At 58.1% G+C, this 19,082-nt stretch carries 18 protein-coding genes; 7 read left to right on the top strand and 11 right to left on the bottom strand.

Features of this window, described 5'->3' with window-relative positions; translation table 11 throughout:
* Positions 1-32: 32 nt before the first annotated feature.
* The 4 genes from QZ822_RS04010 to rfbA all read right to left on the bottom strand — a co-directional run bounded on the left by QZ822_RS04010 (position 33) and on the right by rfbA (position 3,737).
* On the bottom strand, positions 33-341 hold the full coding sequence (locus QZ822_RS04010; protein ID WP_294642769.1) for a PqqD family protein: 309 nt from the start codon (positions 339-341) through the stop codon (positions 33-35).
* Positions 338-1,195, bottom strand: a complete 858-nt coding sequence (locus tag QZ822_RS04005; RefSeq protein WP_049355186.1) for a nucleotidyltransferase family protein — start codon at positions 1,193-1,195, stop codon at positions 338-340. Before QZ822_RS04005 ends, QZ822_RS04010 begins: the two co-directional genes overlap by 4 nt.
* Positions 1,196-1,306: 111 nt before the next feature.
* Complete coding sequence (locus QZ822_RS04000; protein ID WP_049346727.1) at positions 1,307-2,779, bottom strand: polysaccharide biosynthesis tyrosine autokinase; 1,473 nt, start codon at positions 2,777-2,779, stop codon at positions 1,307-1,309.
* Positions 2,780-2,876: 97 nt separating this feature from the next.
* Positions 2,877-3,737 (bottom strand): glucose-1-phosphate thymidylyltransferase RfbA, encoded by an 861-nt coding sequence (gene rfbA / locus QZ822_RS03995; protein WP_294642767.1) that lies wholly within the window; start codon positions 3,735-3,737, stop codon positions 2,877-2,879.
* 74 nt (positions 3,738-3,811) lie between these two features.
* Between rfbA and rfbB the strand changes: the two genes are divergently transcribed.
* The 7 genes from rfbB to QZ822_RS03960 all read left to right on the top strand — a co-directional run bounded on the left by rfbB (position 3,812) and on the right by QZ822_RS03960 (position 10,888).
* The gene (gene rfbB / locus QZ822_RS03990) at positions 3,812-4,810 is read left to right on the top strand and encodes a dTDP-glucose 4,6-dehydratase (protein WP_044142793.1); all 999 of its coding nucleotides are present in this window, start codon (positions 3,812-3,814) and stop codon (positions 4,808-4,810) included.
* Positions 4,810-6,234: a dTDP-4-dehydrorhamnose reductase gene (rfbD, locus tag QZ822_RS03985; RefSeq protein WP_294642765.1), complete on the top strand. Its 1,425-nt coding sequence runs from the start codon at positions 4,810-4,812 to the stop codon at positions 6,232-6,234. The genes rfbB and rfbD overlap by 1 nt, the downstream gene beginning before the upstream one ends.
* A 244-nt stretch (positions 6,235-6,478) precedes the next feature.
* Positions 6,479-7,138 (top strand): 50S ribosomal protein L25/general stress protein Ctc, encoded by a 660-nt coding sequence (locus QZ822_RS03980; protein ID WP_012904012.1) that lies wholly within the window; start codon positions 6,479-6,481, stop codon positions 7,136-7,138.
* 146 nt (positions 7,139-7,284) lie between these two features.
* Positions 7,285-7,872, top strand: coding sequence for an aminoacyl-tRNA hydrolase (pth, locus tag QZ822_RS03975; RefSeq protein ID WP_294616762.1), 588 nt, complete (start codon positions 7,285-7,287; stop codon positions 7,870-7,872).
* Positions 7,873-8,027: 155 nt separating this feature from the next.
* On the top strand, positions 8,028-9,326 hold the full coding sequence (locus tag QZ822_RS03970) for an aminotransferase class V-fold PLP-dependent enzyme (RefSeq protein WP_294642764.1): 1,299 nt from the start codon (positions 8,028-8,030) through the stop codon (positions 9,324-9,326).
* 65 nt (positions 9,327-9,391) lie between these two features.
* On the top strand, positions 9,392-9,862 hold the full coding sequence (gene sufU / locus QZ822_RS03965; protein WP_294642762.1) for a Fe-S cluster assembly sulfur transfer protein SufU: 471 nt from the start codon (positions 9,392-9,394) through the stop codon (positions 9,860-9,862).
* 528 nt (positions 9,863-10,390) lie between these two features.
* Positions 10,391-10,888, top strand: coding sequence for an adenylyltransferase/cytidyltransferase family protein (locus QZ822_RS03960; protein WP_005508886.1), 498 nt, complete (start codon positions 10,391-10,393; stop codon positions 10,886-10,888).
* 168 nt (positions 10,889-11,056) lie between these two features.
* On the opposite strand, the gene QZ822_RS03955 is transcribed toward QZ822_RS03960, so the two are convergent.
* The 7 genes from QZ822_RS03955 to QZ822_RS03925 form a co-directional block, all read right to left on the bottom strand.
* Complete coding sequence (locus QZ822_RS03955) at positions 11,057-11,554, bottom strand: DUF2505 domain-containing protein (RefSeq protein ID WP_294642761.1); 498 nt, start codon at positions 11,552-11,554, stop codon at positions 11,057-11,059.
* A gap of 250 nt (positions 11,555-11,804) precedes the next feature.
* Positions 11,805-12,515 carry a glycosyltransferase gene (locus QZ822_RS03950; RefSeq protein ID WP_294642759.1) on the bottom strand — a complete coding sequence of 237 codons (711 nt, stop codon included), beginning with the start codon at positions 12,513-12,515 and terminating at the stop codon, positions 11,805-11,807.
* A 277-nt stretch (positions 12,516-12,792) separates the two neighbouring features.
* Positions 12,793-13,275, bottom strand: coding sequence for a PssD/Cps14F family polysaccharide biosynthesis glycosyltransferase (pssD, locus tag QZ822_RS03945; RefSeq protein ID WP_049327955.1), 483 nt, complete (start codon positions 13,273-13,275; stop codon positions 12,793-12,795).
* Between the two features lie 219 nt (positions 13,276-13,494).
* Positions 13,495-14,727: a Wzz/FepE/Etk N-terminal domain-containing protein gene (locus tag QZ822_RS03940; RefSeq protein WP_294642758.1), complete on the bottom strand. Its 1,233-nt coding sequence runs from the start codon at positions 14,725-14,727 to the stop codon at positions 13,495-13,497.
* Positions 14,728-14,794: 67 nt separating this feature from the next.
* Positions 14,795-16,762, bottom strand: a complete 1,968-nt coding sequence (locus tag QZ822_RS03935) for an oligosaccharide flippase family protein (protein WP_294642756.1) — start codon at positions 16,760-16,762, stop codon at positions 14,795-14,797.
* On the bottom strand, positions 16,759-18,114 hold the full coding sequence (locus QZ822_RS03930) for an O-antigen ligase (protein WP_294627826.1): 1,356 nt from the start codon (positions 18,112-18,114) through the stop codon (positions 16,759-16,761). Before QZ822_RS03930 ends, QZ822_RS03935 begins: the two co-directional genes overlap by 4 nt.
* Positions 18,115-18,131: 17 nt before the next feature.
* Complete coding sequence (locus tag QZ822_RS03925; protein WP_294642754.1) at positions 18,132-19,082, bottom strand: glycosyltransferase; 951 nt, start codon at positions 19,080-19,082, stop codon at positions 18,132-18,134.

The following is a 19,082-nucleotide window of genomic DNA, read 5'->3' as shown; positions in this document are numbered from 1 at the left end:
CCGCCCCGCCTTCTTTGTGTCTTCTGGGAGGCCTAGCGGGCTTCTAGGAGCCCCTTGGCTAGCAGCTCGGGGATAAACCCCTCGATCTGCGGTCCCATGGTCTCTACGGGCTGTTCATACATTTCGCAGAGCAAATCGATAGCTTCCTGTAGAGACATTGGGTCCTCAAAGATACTCCAAATAATGGAGGCAGAATCCTGAAGAACAGACAGCTCACCATTGGCAAGATTTGCAAGATACGTTGCTGTGGGGGAGTACTTAGCGAACTCTTCAGAATGAACGTACGCGATGTTCTCGGGGATACCGTAGACGGTCTGGAGGGAATCTACCGGGTTGCTCATTTTTTCACCTTGATTCCGAAACGTTCAAAGAACTTGGCACGAATTTCAGCCTTGGTGGGGGTACGTCCCAGCTGCATCGCCAAGTGGTCCTTATTCACGAAGAAAATATTTTTGAGGGTGCGTAGCTTATCGTGCAGGGTGGTCGCCGCCTGCAGGCGCCCAACCCACTGAATATAGTGGGGGACGTCCTGAGAGACAGACAGCCACAGCAGGTAGTCGCGGTCGTCACGGTACTGCTCCAAGCCGCCCATAGCCGCGCTATACGCCAGGGATGAGTCAAGCTCCTCCGCGCGGGCTCGCAGGCGCTGCCAATCGCTGTACGAGAGCAGAGAGACCAGATAGTTAATATCTGCGCTGTAGCGTGATGCTGCGCGGGCGCGGTGAAGCACCACGAGAAGACGCGCGTCCAAATCACTGGGGACAACGCAGGGACGGTGAGCAATCATACGGGTCTTGCGTGCCGCCCAGACGCGTTCAAAAGCCTTCTCATAATCGCCGTGGCGTCCAAGACCGGGGAAGAAACGATGAATATCGGTCAGACCCCATGAAGCGTGGTAGAGCGTCATCGCGTGTTCGAACACGGAGCCTGTCTCGAAATGGGCTTGGATACGCCATCCATCTGCCAAAAGGATCTCTACAAAGCGGTCCACGTGAGAGGGACGGACCAGCAGGTCGGCATCGGAACTGTACCTGCCTTTGCGGTAAATTTCCTGGGAGAAAGCGTAGCCTTTGACATGCATAATATCGATGGAGTGCATGTCGGCAATTCGCTGGAAGTAGGCGTGCGCAAGCCGAATCCGTGCCGCAAGAGGAGTGGTCTGCGGCTCCGGCGTATTGGGTGAGTGAGTGGTCACAATAGCCTTTCGGTGCACATGTATACCAGATAAGTATAAGGCGGGACGGGCAGAAAAACTGCCCATCCCGCCCTAAGTCGCTCCCTATGTTTTAGGGCGCTTATTACGTTATTACTTCTTGGTCGAGGACTTCTTTGACGACTTCTTGTCGCCTTCCTTGCCGTAACCGTAGTAGGTTGCATAGCCAACGTAGGCACTTGCGTAACCGAAGCCGTAGTAGGAGTTACCCAGACCCTTACGGGGAGCACGGTTCAGAACCATACCGAGGAGGTTAGCGTTGACCTTCTTCAGGATGTTGGAAGCTTCAGTCATCTGTTCACGGTGGCTTCGGCCGATAGAACCAACGAGAATCACGCCATCCACGGAGTGGGAGAGCAACGAAGCGTCGGTCACGGGCAGCAGCGGCGGAACGTCGACGACCACGATGAACTCTTCGGAGAGTTCGTTAATCAGCTGGCGCATCTTATCCGAGCCCAGAAGTTCGGAGGGGTTCGGGGGGATACGGCCTGCAGGCAGGACGAAGAGGTTCGACTCACCAAGCTGGTGCACAGCGTTAGCAATCTCAACCTGGCCAGCCAGAACCTGGGTCAGACCAACCTTAGCGTCCAGCTTCAGCTTCTTAGCCACAGTCGGGCGGCGGAGGTCGGCGTCAATGAGGATGACGGGTGAACCCGCATCAGCCATTGCGCGAGCCAGCGACAGCGACACGGTCGACTTACCTTCACCGGGCACCGCGGAGGTGACGATGAACGAACGCGGGGGAGTGTCAACGTTCACGAAGCGCAGGTTGGTGCGCAACTGACGAATGGATTCCTGAGCGATGTGGTCGTCGGTGTCGCCCTTAACGATGTTGTCTTCGTTCAGGTCGTCACTGACGGGCAGAACACCGAGGACGCTTGCGCCGGTTGCCTTGGTAGCGTCGTCACGGGTACGGATGCGCTGATCCAGTGCACGGCGCAGGAAGATTGCCGCGTAGACCAGAACCAAACCGGTGCCAGCACCGATGAGCACGTTCTGCTGGTAGTTCGGAGCTACCAGCGGCGGGTTCACGCTCGCGTTATTCAGCGGAATCACGCGAACGGTGTTGCCACCGGTCGGGGTTGCGCCGGTGTTTTCGCCGTTCACCAGAGCCTGAGCGTTACCGGGGTTCTGCTCAATTTCCTTGATGTAGTCGGCAGTAGCCTGCAATGCACCGTTAGCAAGCAACTGTGCATTCTTCGGGGAAGAAGCCTTAGCGCTCACGGTAATCAGTGCAGCGTTTTCACCTGCAGTTGCGGTGAGGCTACCGCGAATTTGACCGGTGGTCATCGATAATTCGGGGTTGTTCTGCTTAATCTTCTGTGCCACGGCCTCAGAGGAGACGATAGCTGCATAGGAGCGAGCGCGCTCCTTAGCGGCTGTAGAGCCAGAGAGAACATCCACCGTACCGGATTCGCCCACGGTCACGTAGCCCGAGGAGGACGCGGCGTAGACCTTCGGCTGCAGTGATGCATAGCCGAAGCCCGCTGCGGCACCGACAACGATGCCAATAATCAGCAGCCAGAGGTTAGCCCTCGTGGTGCGGAAAAATTCCAAAATGGTCATGGTAGTGAGAATACTCCAGAAAGTTTGAGTTAGTGTACCTGCAACGTGGAGTGTTGTTGCAGGCGGTGAAGGGATACGAAGATCCCCTGGTGGGTTATTAGCGGAGCAATCCGAGCAGGTAGCTACCGTAGCCGCTCTTGACGAGGGGGGTAGCGATGTCGCGCAACTGATCATCGGAGAGCCAGCCGTGGCGCCACGCAATTTCCTCCGGGCAACCAACTGACAGGCCCTGACGGCTCTGAACGGTGCGGATGAAGTTAGTGGCATCAGCGAGTGAATCAAAGGTTCCGGTATCGAGCCACGCAGTGCCACGAGGCAGAACCTCAACCTTCAGTTTACCCTGTTCCAGGTAGACGCGGTTAAGGTCAGTGATTTCCAACTCACCGCGCGGAGAAGGCTTAATCTGACGTGCATACTCTACAACCTTCGAGTCGTAGAAGTACAGACCCGGAATTGCGTAGTCGCTCTTGGGGTTCTCGGGCTTCTCTTCGATAGACAGCGCGTTGAAGTTCTCATCGAATTCCACCACACCGTAGGCGCGAGGGTCAGCAACCCGGTAAGCGAAGACGGTTGCGCCGTCCTTCTGCTCGTAGGTGGCAAGCTGAGTACCCAGGCCGGGGCCGTAGAAGATATTGTCACCGAGCACGAGTGCTACAGGGTCGTTACCAATAAAGTCAGCACCCAGAATGAATGCCTGTGCCAGGCCATCCGGAGAAGGCTGCACCTTGTATTCGAGATTAATACCGAAACGGGAACCGTCACCGAGCAATCGCTGGAACTGCTCCTGATCGGCAGGAGTGGTAATAATCAAAATATCGCGGATACCCGCCAGCATGAGAGTGGACAGCGGGTAGTAAATCATCGGCTTGTCATAGACCGGAGTGAGCTGCTTGCTAATACCCTGAGTGATAGGGTGCAAACGGCTTCCGGTACCGCCGGCAAGAATAATTCCCTTCATAACTTCTTATTGTGTCATGTTTATCTCGTTGTTGAGGCATAAAAATCACCGTTTAGCCAGGTAAAATCTACCGTATGGCTCACATTCTTGTTACCGGCGGTGCCGGTTTTATTGGTTCGAACTTTGTTCACCACCTCATCGATAACACTGATCACACTATTACTGTGCTGGATAAGATGACCTACGCCGCAAATGCTGCGTCTTTGGAGGGTCTTCCTGAATCCCGCTTCAAGCTCGTCGTAGGCGACATCGCCGACCGCGAGCTGGCTGACGAACTGGTCGGCAAGGCAGACGCTGTCGTTCACTACGCTGCGGAATCGCACAACGACAACTCCCTGTCCAACCCCGAACCGTTCATCCACACTAACCTCATCGGTACTTTCAGCCTTCTGGAAGCAGTCCGTAAGCACGGCACTCGCTACCACCACATCTCCACCGACGAGGTCTTCGGCGACCTCGAGCTGGACGATCCTGCAAAGTTCACCGAAACCACCCCCTACAACCCCTCTTCTCCTTACTCCTCCACCAAGGCAGGTTCCGACCTGCTCGTGCGTGCATGGGTCCGCTCCTTCGGTATTGAAGCAACCATCTCTAACTGCTCCAACAACTACGGCCCCTACCAGCACATCGAGAAGTTCATCCCCCGCCAGATCACTAACATCCTCTCGGGCCTGACCCCGAAGCTGTACGGCGAGGGTCTGAACGTTCGTGACTGGATTCACGCATCCGACCACTCTTCTGCTGTGCTGCGCATCCTGGAGCAGGGCAAGATTGGTGAAACCTACCTCATCGGTGCAGACGGCGAAGAGAACAACATCACCGTTCTGCGCACCATCCTGCGCCTGATGGGTAAGGATGAGAACGACTTCGAGCACGTGGTTGACCGCCCCGGTCACGACCTGCGTTACGCAATCGACGGTAGCCGCCTGCGTGCAGAGCTCGGCTGGGAGCCGAAGTTCACCGACTTCGAGTCCGGTCTTGCCGACACCATTAAGTGGTACACCGACAACCGCGGCTGGTGGGAGCCCCTGAAGGCTGAGGTTGAGGCTAAGTATGCAAAGGCTGGCCAGTAATGACCAAGGAATTGAAGGTTACTGAAACCGAGATTCCCGGCCTGCTCATCATTGACCTGCCGGTTCACGGCGATAACCGCGGCTGGTTCAAGGAAAACTGGCAGCGCGAAAAGATGGTCGCAGCCGGTCTGCCCGACTTCAACCCGGTGCAGAACAACATTTCCTTCAACGCTTCGGTAGGTACCACCCGTGGTATCCACGCCGAGCCGTGGGATAAGTACGTTTCTGTTGCAACCGGTCGTATCTTCGGTGCGTGGGTTGACCTGCGCGCCGGCGAGTCCTTCGGCAAGGTCGTCACCGTTGAGCTGGGCCCGGACACCGCAATTTTCGTGCCCCGCGGCGTGGGCAACTCCTTCCAGACCCTGGAAGAGAACACCGCCTACACCTACCTGGTGAATGACCACTGGTCGGCGGACGCAGTATCCGGCTACAGCTTCCTGAACCTTGCCGATGAGACCGTCGCAATTGACTGGCCCATCGACCTGGCGAAGGCTGAGCTCTCTGAGAAGGACCGTAACCACCCGCGTCTGAACGAGATTAAGCCCCTGGAAGCCGACCCGATCCTGATTATTGGCGCGGGCGGTCAGCTCGGCACCGAGCTGGTTCGCCAGCTCACCGAGCAGAACGTACCCTTCCTGGCTGTGGACCGCGACCGCCTCGACCTGGGTAAGCCCGAGCAGTGGCGCGACGCATTCCGCTGGCGCTCCTTCCGTGCGGTCATCAACGCTGCAGCGTACACCGCAGTGGATCAGGCAGAAACCCCCGAGGGTCGCCGCGACGCCTGGGCAGCTAACGCCCTGGGCGTGAGCGCTCTTGCCTCCATCTGTGAAGAAGCTAACCTGCCGCTGGTACACGTATCCACCGACTACGTCTTTGACGGTTCCCTGCCCCTGGGTGAGGAATACCCGGAGGATCACCCCTTGGCACCGCTGAGCGTCTACGGCGCATCCAAGGCAGCCGGTGAGGTTGCCGCCGCCGCGTGGCGTAAGCACTACACCCTGCGCACCAGCTGGGTTGTCGGTGCTGGCAAGAACTTCGTGGGCACCATGGCCTCCCTGGCAGAGCGCGGCATCGACCCGTCCGTGGTCGCCGACCAGTGGGGTCGCCCGACCTTCACCCAGGATTTGGCAGCTGCTGCTCTGCACCTGCTCTTCTCGGGCGCGGAATACGGCACCTACAACGTGTCGAACACCGGCGAGGTCATCAACTGGGCGCAGTTCGCCCGCGCGGTGTACGAGGGTACCGGCCACGACCCGGCACGCGTCAGCGACACCACCACCGAGGCCTACTTCGCCAACGTTGAGCTTTTCGCTCACCGTCCGACGAACTCGGCAATGGACCTGTCCAAGCTGATTGCTGCAGGCTTCACCCCGCGTGATCACCGCGAGGCGCTTGCCGCCTACTTGGCAGAAATGGGCTCCTAATCCTCTAAGGAATTGGCTCTATATCTGCTGACAACAGCATAAAAGGCGTGAAAAGCGCCATATCACAGGTTCCCGGCCCTTGAAGAAGAGCCGGGAACCTGTACAATATTGTCTTGGCCAAGGCGGTGGAATACACGAAACGTGTAGGTCCGTAACTGACGGTGGCTGGTTGGAAAGAGATTTCTGGCGCCAGTCCCTATTCCACTTGGCGCATAACTTCTAACCAAGAAAGGGTGGACAACTCATGTCAGATACCATCAAAATTTCAGCTACCGTACGTAGCGACTTCGGCAAGGGCTACGCGCGCCGCATCCGCATGGCAGGCGACATCCCCGCCGTCATCTACGGCCACGGCGAAGAGCCCAAGCACGTAGTACTCCCCGGCCACGCAACCACCCTGGCTGCCCGCGTCCCCAACGCTATCCTCGACCTCGACATCGAAGGTGAATCACACCTCGCAATGATCAAGGACATCCAGCGTCACGCAATCCGCCCTGAACTGCAGCACATCGACCTGCTGACCGTTAAGCGCGGCGAGCGCGTTGAGATTGAGGTTCCTGTACACGTTGAAGGCGAGCCTGCTGTTGGCGCCGTTGCTAACCAGGAAGAAACCGTTCTTCTGGTTGAAGCTGACGCATTGAAGGCACCCGAAGCTTTGACCGTGAGCATCGAAGGCCGCGAAGCTGGCGCTCACGTTCTGGCATCAGACGTTGAACTGCCCTCAGGCGTAACCCTGGTTGCAGACGCTGAACTGCTGATCGTTAACGTTTCTGAGCCCGAGGAACTCGACGTTCCCGAGCCCGGTGAAGAAGGCGAAAACGCACCCGAGGGTGACATCGTTGAAGCTTCCGAGGAATCAGATCAGGCTGGCGAAGCTCACGACTCAGATAACTCAAAGCACTAGACCGCGCCCTGCGCCTAGCGCAACAATGATTTGTGGATGGCCCGCCGCTACCTCTCTTCTGAGGTGGTAGCGGGCCATACTCATAGAATGGTGTAGTCCATGAATTTTCTAAAAACCTTTTACAGCGCCGTGGAAAGGGCGAAGATATGTCTGATGCGTGGCTCATTGTTGGTCTGGGGAACCCGGGCCCGGAGTACGAGAAAACCCGCCATAACATCGGCCAGATGGTGGTTGATGAACTGGCGCGTGAAGTAGGCGGTGGCTTCAAGAAGCACGGACGCGCGCGCGCCCAGGTGCTGGAAGGACGTTTGGGTATAGGCGGACCCAAGGTAGTGCTGGCCAAGCCCCTGACCTATATGAACACCTCGGGCGGCCCGGTATCGGCTCTAGCCCAGTTCTACGATATTAACCCCGACCGTATCATCGCGGTGCACGATGAACTGGATATCCCCTTCGACACCATTAAGCTCAAGATTGGTGGGGGAGAGGGCGGCCATAACGGTCTGCGTGATATCACCAAGGCGCTGGGCACCAAGGACTACTACCGCGTGCGTACCGGCATCGGTCGTCCGCCCGGACGCATGGACACCGCGGACTTCGTGCTCAAACCCTTCAGCAGCACCGAAGCGAAGGCTCTGCCGTTCCTCATCTCGAACGCCGCGGATGCAACCGTCATGCTCATCAAGGAGGGCCTACAGGCTACCCAGCAGCGCTACCACGGGGCCGCATCCTAGCCGATTGCCTCGCCGCTGTGCGCCCCGCGAACTAGGCTCTACCTAACTATGCAAGAGCCACTCAAGGGAATAAGCTAGAAAAGAATGACGTTATACGCTCCACGACGGGAAAATACCCGCCCCGTGGAGCGTATGAGCGAGAGAAGAAGGTACCCGTGGCTGAATACTCCACCCCCGCCAACATCCCCCTGAGCGACGACGTTGTGCGTCAGCTCCGCCAGGACTTCCCGATCCTCAACACCGAGGTCAACGGGCACCCCCTGGTCTACCTGGATTCCGGGGCTACGAGCCAGAAACCCCTGCAGGTTCTCGACGCAGAACGCGACTTCTACCTGCGCGCCAACTCCGCCGTACACCGCGGCGCGCACACCCTTGCCGTCGAGGCGACCGACCTCTTCGAGGACGCTCGCCGCACCGTGGCCGGCTTCGTGGGTGCCACGGAGGAGGAGCTGGTGTGGACCTCCAACGCCACCGAGGCGCTGAACCTCATCGCCTACAGCATCGGTAACGCCTCCCAGGGCATCGGCGGCAAGCCTGCCGAGCGTTTTGCGCTGGGCCCCGGCGACGAAATCGTCACCACCGAGATTGAGCACCACGCGAACCTGATTCCCTGGCAGATTCTTGCCCAGCGTACCGGCGCAACCCTGCGCCACATCCCCTCCACCGAGGATGGTCAGCTCGACTATGAGGCAGCCGAGGGCATCATTAACGAGAAGACCCGCATTGTCGCGTTCACCCACGTCTCGAACGTGACCGGCGCGATTACCGATGTGCCCCGCATGGTCGCCATGGCTCGCAAGCACGGCGCGCTCGTTGTGCTGGACGCCTGCCAGTCCGTGCCACACATGCCCGTAGACTTCCACGCCCTGGACGTCGACTTCGCGGCGTTCTCCGGTCACAAGATGCTGGCGCCCACCGGCATTGGCGCCCTCTACGGCCGCGCCGAACTGCTGAACGCCCTGCCGCCCTTCCTGACCGGTGGCTCCATGATTACTCGCGTGGGTCTGCAGGACGCCGAGTACATGCCCGCCCCCATCAAGTTTGAGGCAGGCACCCAGCGCGTCTCCCAGGCGGTAGCTTTCGCCGCCGCTGTGCGCTACCTGCAGCACCTGGGCATGGAGAACGTTGAGGCATGGGAACACGAACTGGGCGCTCGCCTGGTTGAGGGTGTTCAGAAGATTGAAGGCGTGCGCCTGCTTGGCCCCACTGACCCCTCCAAGCGTGCCGGCCTGGTTGCTCTCGCAATCGACGGCGTGCACCCGCACGATGTCGGCCAGCTGCTCGACACCCAGGGCATCGCCGTGCGCGTGGGCCACCACTGCGCCCAGCCACTGCACCGCTGCGCCGGTGTGACCGCCTCGACCCGTGCCTCCACCTACATCTACAACACCACCGAAGACGTGGACGCTTTCCTGAAGGCACTTGCTGAGGTGCGCCCCTACTTCGGTCTCTAAAACAGACGCGTTAGACGCTAACGCCCCAATTTTTCAGACATACCAACTGACGGAAGAAGAACACAGTGTCTCTTGAATCCCTGTACCAGGAAATCATTCTGGAGCATTCTAAGCAGCGCAGCGGCGAGCACCTCGTTGAGGTACCCGCCGGCCATGCAAGCGCCGATAACCACCAGTACAACCCCACCTGCGGTGACGAAATCAACCTGCGTGTGGTGCTCTCTGACGAGCTGAAGGACGGCGAGAAGACCATCGAGTCTATCTCTTGGGAAGGTGACGGTTGCTCCATCTCCATGGCTGCCGCTTCTGTGCTTTCTGAAATGGCTCCCGGTATGACTACCTCCGAGCTTCAGCGCCACGTGGATGCGTTCCGCGAGATGTTGCGCTCGCGCGGCAAGGTGACCCTGGACGAAGAAGAGTACGGCGATATGGCGGCATTCTCAGGCGTTTCGAAGTTTATGGCGCGCGTGAAGTGCGCAATGCTTTCCTGGGTTGCTGTTGAAGAAGCTACCAAGGAAGCTGTCGCGAAGAACTAACTCTGTGCTGGGAAGTCAGACTGAAACGGCGGGGGAGTAGCCAATATTTGAACGCCAATCGAAAATACCGAATGGCTACTCAACCTAAAAGATTGCACGAGAACGTAAGCATGCGCGGTCAAAGCCTGCAGAAAATACTGGCTAAAAATCTTCGCTAAAACCTAGCAAATAATTGTTTATCTATATAAGCTTTCTTTGATTTCAGGTAAGGTATAGAAAATATGAGGCGGATACTACACTGTATCCGCCTCATATTTATATCTTCCCCTTTTTCCTCCAAAAAGGTGACTGGTAAAATAAAAGGACGAAGGGCGCCCAACCAGCACCCTCGAGAAACTCTTTTCGGACCCGCACGTTCTAAGGCAACAGCGCGAAGAAATAGGGCAATATAAGAAAATATTTTCTCAATATTGCACATTCTTCGTTTCATCTCATGCTCTCACCCTAGACCGCGGATACGTTTCTCACCCTCCGGTACCTCAACCACACCGGAATACCCATCGCCGCTACCAACCACAAGGAAGCCCCATGATTATTGGCTACGCCGCAGGCGCCTACGACCTTTTCCACTACGGCCACCTCGAGATTCTCCGCAAGGCCAAGGAAAACTGCGACTACCTCATTGCAGGCGTCGTGCACGACGACGTCCTGGAAGTAACCAAGGGCCGCCGCCCGGTCATCCCCATCGAAGAGCGTGCCGCCATCGTCAGCCACATCGACTACGTGGACGAAGTGCACGTCGAAACCACCCCCGACAAGCTCGAAACCTGGAAGCAGAAGCCCTTCAACGTCTTCTTCAAGGGCGACGACTGGAAGGGCACCGACAAGGGTAACGCTCTCGAAGCACGCTTCGCAGAGGTCGGCGTGGAGGTACACTACTTCCCCTACACCGAGCACACCTCCAGCACCAAGCTCCGCAAGGTTGTTGATCTGCTCGAAGCAGAACACGACCTGCGCGTAGAGATGCGCCGCTTCGCCGAGCTGCTCGGCGAGCGCGAGTACTCCGAGGCGATTGTTGCTTCCTAACGCTGTCGCTTCCTAACGCGCATAGGCCCTCATACGGGCGCTAGAGCTCGTAGAGAACCATAAAGAACAGAGGATCCCCGCCGTAATTACTTACGACGGGGATCCTCTGTATATCGGCGTATCTAGCCGTATATCAGCTACACCTCCAAAGGCGAGCGTTTATAAGCTTTAGCGCTGTGCCAGCCACTTCTCAGCGGAGGTGCCCAGAACCTTCAGCACGCGGCCAACCTGCGGCTCAGCTGCGGCAGCGATCTTCTTGCCCACCAGCGGGATGGAGCAAGAAACCTCGCCGTTGACGTCCAGGCGGGTCTGCTCACCCTCGGGGGTCAGCTTCTGGGTAGCCTGAGCGGAAACGGGCACGCCGTTAACCTTCACCTCGGTGGAGACGGTGCGTGCACCATCAGCTGCCGGTGCGCTCACGGTGTCCACCTGAGTCATGGAGACACCGCTACCGACGAACTTACGAGCGATGTCCGGTACGCGCTCAGCGGGCACGGTGCGCTCGGTGGTTGCGGTGAACTCTGCGGAGGTGTCACCGGAAACGGAGAAGCTACCGAACTCAACGCCAACCTCGGAGCAGACGAAGCGTGCGAAGTCCTCGCTGGAGAACGCCTCGATAACCTGCTCAACGCTTGCGTTGATAACGGTCGATTCCTGAACTGCCATAATTGTTCCTTTCGTAGTGCGCGAAAACCCCGCGCATTATCCCTTACTAAGGATACGGTGCGCGGGGTTTCGCAACCAATGTAAAGACGCGAATCCACCTGAGAATATGCCGTGAACAAGGGAAAACATCCACAGCCTCTCACAGGGTGGTTGGAGGATTCGCATGCCGGTCTAAAAATGTGGGAAGCACCCGGCAGAGCACCTCCCACACCGCATCACGAGGATGCTGAGCTTAGAAAGCAAGAAAACCTTAGGCGCTGGGAGCCATCGCGTCGATGCGAGCCATCTCAGCCTTACCCGCACGGTGCGCGCGAGCGGCCTGCTTCAGACGGCCCCAGAAGGAATCCTTACGGTGGGTCTTGCCAGCGAGCAGGTCCTGCAGTTCCTCGCCCAGCTGAGCTGCGGAAATCTCCGGGGTGGAGACGTACGGGTCAGCGGTGCGGAACAGGGAGGGGTTCGCTAGAGCAAGATCGAGCTTAGCGAAGAGATCTTCACGGCTCTCAACAACAACAGCGTGGCCGCGCTTCTCCATCAAAGCGGTGAAGGGGACCTGGTGGTTGTCAACAACCTCATCGAACTCTGCGCGGCGCGGAACAGCCAGGGGCAGAGCGCCGGTGCGGCGGGCATCCTGGATAGAGCCGGGGCCGCCCTGAACCAGCACCACGCGTGCGGTTGCGTAGTAGTCCAGCAGTTCGGAGGCGGGAAGAAGCTTAAGGTTGTCTGCGTGCTTAATGGGCGCAGTGTGACCGTGCTGCACGAGGCAGGTGACCTCGGGGTGAGCCTCAAGGTAAGCCTCAACCCAGCGCAGAAGACGATCAAAAGTGTGAACGTCGGTGCCGAGGGACACCACCAAATCGTAAGTCTTGGTAGGAATACGAACGGGCGCGACGGCAGGGGTAAATACGGGCAGGTCGAACTTGGAAGTATCAACGCTGACGCGGGGGAAGTTCTGAATAGACATCGCCTATTCCTCTCTATGTATTTATCGGTAGTAACCCCGTATACCTGACGCAAAAATCCGGAGGGCATCATGGGTATACGCGGTGGCGTCGTGCCGGAGAAAATGGTGAGTAATCTCCGCATACGCTTCTCTGGCGAGTGGTTAGTTCGCTTGGATGGTGAGTCCACAGTGGAGCGCACGACTTATGCGTATCTGTATGTATTAATAAATACTATACCCTGAAAATAACGCCCCCAGCACACGCGGGGACGCTATTTTCAGGATAAATTCATCACTCTTAGAAAATGGGATGAATTACACGAGAATCAGGGAAATTCTCCTGCTGTTCCTCGCTCTGAACAATAATTCGATCAGCAAAGGTGTACAGCATCTTGCCGGTCATCGTCGGCAGAGTCGGGCGGTCAAAACACTCAATATAAAGAGTCTTTACGCCAAAAAGTTTAGCCGCAACAAAGAAAGGAACAGCAACACCCGCACCCGCAGAAACAACCGCATCCGGGCGTTCCTTCGGGAAAATACGAAATGCCAAGAACAAATTACGAATAGCGTTCTTAATATTTCGAGTGGTCGGGTAATACGCCCAATAGGTCTTCTCGTCAGCGAGAGAAGATTCAACATCGGGCTGCTTAAAGCTAACCCACACACGGTCATAATCCTGCCACGCAGCAGAAGTAGCCGTCAGATGCTTCAAGTGTCCGCCACTGCTAGAAACTAGCAGAAGCTTCTTCTTCGGTGCCTGAGAGGAAGTTGCCTCAGTCATAGTGTTCTCCTAAAGCCCCAATACAAGAGAAAAATAAGAAGAGAAGATAAGGGTGAGCTGCCGGGCCCGGCAACACCTGCATCAACAGACCTGCCGCAACAGACCTGCCGCAACAGATCCGCCTCAGCAGGTGTCACCGCACCCTACGCTCAAGGACGAAGGACGAACCCGCACAGCAGCGAGGCATCCATTAATAGACCCCGATTACTCGCGAGCCAACTATTCGCGGTCCAGGAACACAGCCAGAGCGTTCACGCCCTCAAGCTGATCCAGCTGAGCGAAGAGCTCACGAACCTGCTGCAGAGAAGTAGCCGCAGTCACCGGAACCAGAGCCACGCCGCCAGCCTGCACGAAACGCAGCTGGGTCGACAGGGGAGTAGCGGTGCTCAGGCTAATCACCAGAGGAGTCTCGCTCTTCTCAACCAGCGACTCGGGAGTGTGGCGGGTCAGAGCGTCACGGACCGAAGCGTAATCGGTGAAACGTGCGTACTCGGTCGGCAGAACACGCTGCAGCATCTGGTACAGATGCTCAACACCTCGGTCAGTACCGGGCAGAATCACAATGCCGGAAGCGCCAGCGCTCTTCACATCGCCGTCAGGAGCACCAATGGTGCGCAGCAGCATGAACGCGTCATTCGCCTCAGAAGTGGAGCCCAGCTCGTGAACCGGGATGCCAGCATCCTCCAGACGATCAGCGTAACCAACGTGACGCATGGTGCGGTCACGACCATACGCCAGCACAGCACCAATCAGCAGACCGGCAACAGCACCAACAATACCCATCTTCACCGGGCCAAGAGCCGAGGACGAAGAAGGAACCTGAGCCTCGCTCATCACGCGGCCACCGGTGGTGGAAGTCAGCTGAATCTGAGCGCGACGCTCCTGCAGCTGAGAGAGCAGAGCCGCACGGTTGTTATCACCCTCGAGAGCAGAAATCTGCTCATCAATCTGGTGCAGAGCAGAATCAACGCTGCTCTTCAGCGCCTCAGAACGAACCTGCAGGTACGCGTTCGCCATAGCGTTAGCGTAACGTGCCGCTTCCGTGCCGTTAGAGCGGGTCACCTCAATATCCAGAACAGCAGTCTGGGAGGTGCCAGTCACCTTGACGGAGTTCATCAGGCGGCTGGTCAGCTGAGCCTCAGAGAGGGTATCGCCATTAGCAATCAGAGACTTTGCCGCGTTCTGTGCAACCTCGCGAGAGGATGCAACGCGAGACTCGGTCGCAATATCCACCTTCGCGGAGTTAGCGCTACCGGTACCGGCGGGATCAACCACCAGCGGGTAAACAACCAGCGAAGCCTTAGAAGTGTACTTGCTATTGGTCATGTAGCCGTAGACGGCACCCGCCACAGCAAAAACCACAACCGACAGCAGAATCAGCAGACGGTGTCGGAAAATGCGACGTACCTGGCTGCCAAGGGTAACCGAGGAGGTATGAGAGGTGTTATCCATGAGGACATCCTTGAGGAAGAGAAACGGACACTAAATATCGGAGAAAAACTGTAGAAGAAGCGGAAGGCTAAGACTTCGCTCGGCGGGCGGAAAGGAAACGCTCAATACCGAGTGCTTTGCGGAAGCGGAACAGCACCGCACCGTATACCGGCACCAGCAGCACCACGTACACGATGACACCCAGCACGCTCTGACCCAAGACGGCCAAAGACGCCAGAGCACACACCGTCGGAACAGCCGCACCCAAGAAGAGCGACGGAGCCATCTCACGAACCGAAGCGCGAATACCGACCAAACGGAACACCTGGTAGCTCGCCAGGAAGGTATCAATCAGCAGAGCAGACGCCCACGCCGTTACCGCACCGTACAGGCCCCAGATCGGAACCAAAGTGAAGTTCAAGGTCACAGCCACCACCAGCGAGGAGAGCTTGTTCAACAGCTGCCAGCGGCTCTTACCGCTCATCAGCAGAACGGACTGCACGCCACCGGCACTCATCGACAGCATCGCTGCCGGGCAAATCACCCAGAGAATACCGGCGCCAGCCTCAAAGCCCTTGCCGAAGAAATGCAACAGCACGGGACCGAAGAACGCCAGAGAGAGGTAGAACGGCCAAGACAGCGCAGTCAACACGCGAGTGGTCGACAGGAAAATCTCTCGAGCACGATCTAGCTGACGGGTAGCCAACGCCGCACTAATCGACGGGCCGGTCACCACGCGTCCGGTGTGCTCAATCATGGTGCCCACACGAACACAACGGTTCACAGCACCATAGATACCACCGGCAGCGGCACCCAAGAACGCCGTCACGACCAGCACGTCAATCCACTCCAGGATTGTCTCCACAACGGTAGCGACACCGCGTGCAGAACTGAAACCCCAGAACGACCGGAACGTTTCGGTCGGAGAATCCTCAGAAGGAAGAACCTCCACATGCTCCTCGGAGGGGAACGCCCGCTCCAAAAGCCACAGGGCAACCACCGCAGTAATCGCCACCGGAACAGTCCAGGCGTACACCAGATCCATGAGCTGACCCGAGAACAGAACCACCAAACCCACAGCCGCAAAACGCAGCGTAGGAAGCAGAACATTCTGCAGAACCGTAAAGGTCACCACACGGTGCAGGCCACGCAGAGCACCGAAAAACACCGTCATCAGCGCCGCCACCAGCACGAAAGCCGAGCTGACGCGCATCGCCGCCTGATACTCGGGAGCCATCGGCACCATAGCGGTGTAGATGTACACGCCCGCCACCAGAAGCACCGAAGTCACCAGCGAAGGAATCAGACCGTACCGAATCAGCTGCGGAAGCACACCGTAACGACCCAGCGCACGCTGAGCACTCATCGTACGAACCAAGCCAGTATCCGCGCCAAAGGTCACCAGCGAAATCGCAATCGCGAACAGCGCCATCAGACGGAAAAACTCGCCCGAACCCTCAGCACCAATACCATTCGACACCACCATCGTGGTCACGAACGCGATACCCGCACCGTACATTACGCACAGAGAAGCAAGAGAGCCGCTCTTCGCGAGGCTGGGCTGCTTACCCTTAGCGGGAGCCTTCTTGACTGGTGCATTGACTGGCGTATTGACCGGTGCATCCTTCACGGAGGCGCTATCAGCCTGCGCCTTAGAATCGGCAGACTCAGCAGTAGCCGAGGCAACCCGACGGGAACCGGGCAGATGAGCACCCGCTACAGCGGTGGCGCTCGCATCTGCAGAATCTGCTGCCTCGGAACCCGCTACCAAAGAACCGGGAAGCGGTTCCTTAGCGGCAAAGCCCTGAGCCGGAGGCACAATCGACAGCGCCGTAGTCGCCGGAAAACGACCCGAACGGATGTCGTCCACCGTGGGAGCAAACTCATCGGCAGAAGACTCTGCCTGCGGGTCAGCCTGCTCCACTACCGGCTCCACATACTCGCCGCTCTCACGCAGACGCGCACGGCGGCTAGGGTGACCACCCGTCGAATACGCATCCTCGAAAGATGAAACCGCAGAAGTATCTAAGCCACGAGGGGACTGATTCTTCGTCATAGCCCCTCACCATCCCGAATGGAACGAATGCACGCCATTGACGCGAGCATCAGAATGGTCAGCTGAGCAATATCGAAGCTGTAGAAGATAAAGACGACGCAGCACGCGACCGGCACGCTATGCAGCCAGTACCCGGAGGCGGTCTTCACCCGCGCGCCGCTTGCCACAGTGCACACCATGAAGAGCGCGAACAGGGCCAGGCCCACGAAACCGAAGCAGAACATCAGAGTCCACAGGTAACCCTGGGTACCCATCGACACGCCAATGCTCGGTTCCATACGCGGAGTGCCATAACCAATAATCGGGGACTCCAAGGTCGCCTTCCAGGTAGCGCGGTAGAGCGCCGCACGACCACCGGTGGAGTCCGAGTAGTCCTGACGACCCAGAATATTGTCCACGGTGCCTGAAGCAAAGAGTGCAACAACCACAGCTGCAATCGCCGCAATACCCATACCTACAGCACGCCAATTAGCCGCCAGGAACTGACGAAGCAGTACGTACGCCGCGCTAATACCCAGGCCAATAAACATGCCGCGGTTACTGGTAGCAATTGCCGGCACGGTAGAAAGAGCCATACCGACCAGCAGTGCAATACGCAGCCAGATGGAACGCAGACGCAACAGGCAGGCCAGCATCACCGGAGTAAGCAGGGTATACGCCAAACCCCAACTATTCGCGTAAGGGAACGGCGCGGAGGGGCGAATATACGCCTCGGGCGCGCCCCACGGACGCTGAACCTCCGCCAGCGGAGGAAGCATGTAGTCGCGCACCAGGGGGTTCTGCATAAAGCCAGAAGGCATGATGAAGCTCATCGGGGTACGCAGACGGAACTCAGGGAAGAGCACACCGCCGTAACCCAGAACAATGAGGGTCACCCACAGAGTCGCCAGACCACCCAACAACCTGTTGAGGCTAATAGAGGAACGCGCATTGTAGTAGTACAGGGCGTAAATGCCTGCACTGAGAATGTTCACAAAACGCAGACCCCAACCGATCATGTCGGTGGAACGGGTCAGAGCAAGCGCCGCAACAACAACCCACACGCAGAATGCACCCCACACCCACAGGGAGCCGGGCACACGCACATTACCTCGAATAATGAGGTAAAAGAGCATGATCGCTGCCAGTACCAGCGGCGCAATCTGAAGCAACCCCATAGCCCACAGTGCCGGGAAGCCATAGAGCAACGCCAGCAGGGGCCAGGCAGGGAGCTTCTTCTGCGCTGTCGACATCGGGCGGATGCGCGCGCGGGCACGCAGAATACCGCTGGGCGGCGTACTAGCCGACCCCGCGGAATCCTTTAGCGCCACGGGCGAAGCACCCGGATGAGAAAGAACGGAAGAAGAAACCATGTCTGTGCGATACCTGGTTAGAGACCTCGACCGGTCTTCTGGACGAGATCAAGAAGAGTAGCGGGCTTAATAACACCGGTGGACACAACATACGCCGCCCACGCACGAAGCTGCTTGGGGTCGCGACGCAGAGCCGCGCGAGCGTAAGCGCGCGCCTCCTTGTTGTTGCCCAGGGACGCCTGAGCGTAGGCAATCTGACCGGCAATACGTGCCAGGCCCTTGGGATCCTGCTCAAATTCGGGGAACTTACGCAGAATGTAGCTCAGGCCGTCAACCATGGACTGCCACTTGCCGGAGAAGAAGGAGGGGCGGTCCCAGAGCACCAGAATCAGCGGCTCGGGCACGCTCAGTACATCGCCGTGGCGGGTTGCGCGCAGCAGCAGGTCGTAGTCTTCGCCGTATGCGGCGGGCAGCTCCTCATCGACCAGGCCGATGCGGGCGGGCTGACCGTCAACGCCGAGCAGGTCCTCGCGGGAGTACAGCATGGCGGAGGGGTGAATTTCGGTGATGCGCGAACGCAGGAAGTCCGCGAAGGTTGCGCGCTCGGGCGCCAGGCGTACGATGTCCTGACCGCCGGAGCGGACGGTAATACCCGAAGAGATAGCGGCTGCTTCGGGGTTTTCGCGCCAGAGAGCGACCTGCTGGGTGAGCTTGGACGGCATCCAGTAGTCGTCGTCATCGCAGAAGCCAATCATCTCACCGCTGGAGGCGATAATGCCGCTGTTGCGGCCGCCCGCCAGACCGCCGGAGCGGGTGTTGGAGACAATCTTCAGGGCACGGTTCTCACCGACCTCAATATCTTCGAGGCGGTCGGGCTCAACACGGTCAAAGACGACAACAACCTCAACGAAGCCGCGGTAGCTCTGCTCAAGGATGGAACGGACCGCCACGCGCAGCAGTTCGGGGCGCTTGCCGTTGGTTGCAATCACGGCGGAAACAGCGGGGGTGCGAGAGGTGAAGTGCATCAT

This window comes from uncultured Rothia sp. (assembly GCF_916715725.1).
In the GTDB taxonomy this organism is placed as follows: Bacteria; Actinomycetota; Actinomycetes; order Actinomycetales; family Micrococcaceae; genus Rothia.
This window is presented reverse-complemented; position numbering and strand designations above follow the sequence as displayed.

Bases quoted from the DNA above. Each gene is read 5' to 3' on its own strand.
- rfbA (WP_294642767.1), bottom strand. From the start codon at position 3,737: ATGAAGGGAATTATTCTTGCCGGCGGTACCGGAAGCCGTTTGCACCCT.
- pssD (WP_049327955.1), bottom strand. From the start codon at position 13,275: ATGACTGAGGCAACTTCCTCTCAGGCACCGAAGAAGAAGCTTCTGCTA.
- QZ822_RS03960 (WP_005508886.1), top strand. From the start codon at position 10,391: ATGATTATTGGCTACGCCGCAGGCGCCTACGACCTTTTCCACTACGGC.
- QZ822_RS03980 (WP_012904012.1), top strand. From the start codon at position 6,479: ATGTCAGATACCATCAAAATTTCAGCTACCGTACGTAGCGACTTCGGC.
- rfbB (WP_044142793.1), top strand. From the start codon at position 3,812: ATGGCTCACATTCTTGTTACCGGCGGTGCCGGTTTTATTGGTTCGAAC.
- QZ822_RS03950 (WP_294642759.1), bottom strand. From the start codon at position 12,515: ATGTCTATTCAGAACTTCCCCCGCGTCAGCGTTGATACTTCCAAGTTC.
- QZ822_RS03925 (WP_294642754.1), bottom strand. From the start codon at position 19,082: ATGATGCACTTCACCTCTCGCACCCCCGCTGTTTCCGCCGTGATTGCA.
- QZ822_RS03955 (WP_294642761.1), bottom strand. From the start codon at position 11,554: ATGGCAGTTCAGGAATCGACCGTTATCAACGCAAGCGTTGAGCAGGTT.
- pth (WP_294616762.1), top strand. From the start codon at position 7,285: ATGTCTGATGCGTGGCTCATTGTTGGTCTGGGGAACCCGGGCCCGGAG.
- QZ822_RS04000 (WP_049346727.1), bottom strand. From the start codon at position 2,779: ATGACCATTTTGGAATTTTTCCGCACCACGAGGGCTAACCTCTGGCTG.
- QZ822_RS03935 (WP_294642756.1), bottom strand. From the start codon at position 16,762: ATGACGAAGAATCAGTCCCCTCGTGGCTTAGATACTTCTGCGGTTTCA.
- QZ822_RS03930 (WP_294627826.1), bottom strand. From the start codon at position 18,114: ATGGTTTCTTCTTCCGTTCTTTCTCATCCGGGTGCTTCGCCCGTGGCG.
- rfbD (WP_294642765.1), top strand. From the start codon at position 4,810: ATGACCAAGGAATTGAAGGTTACTGAAACCGAGATTCCCGGCCTGCTC.
- QZ822_RS04010 (WP_294642769.1), bottom strand. From the start codon at position 341: ATGAGCAACCCGGTAGATTCCCTCCAGACCGTCTACGGTATCCCCGAG.
- QZ822_RS03940 (WP_294642758.1), bottom strand. From the start codon at position 14,727: ATGGATAACACCTCTCATACCTCCTCGGTTACCCTTGGCAGCCAGGTA.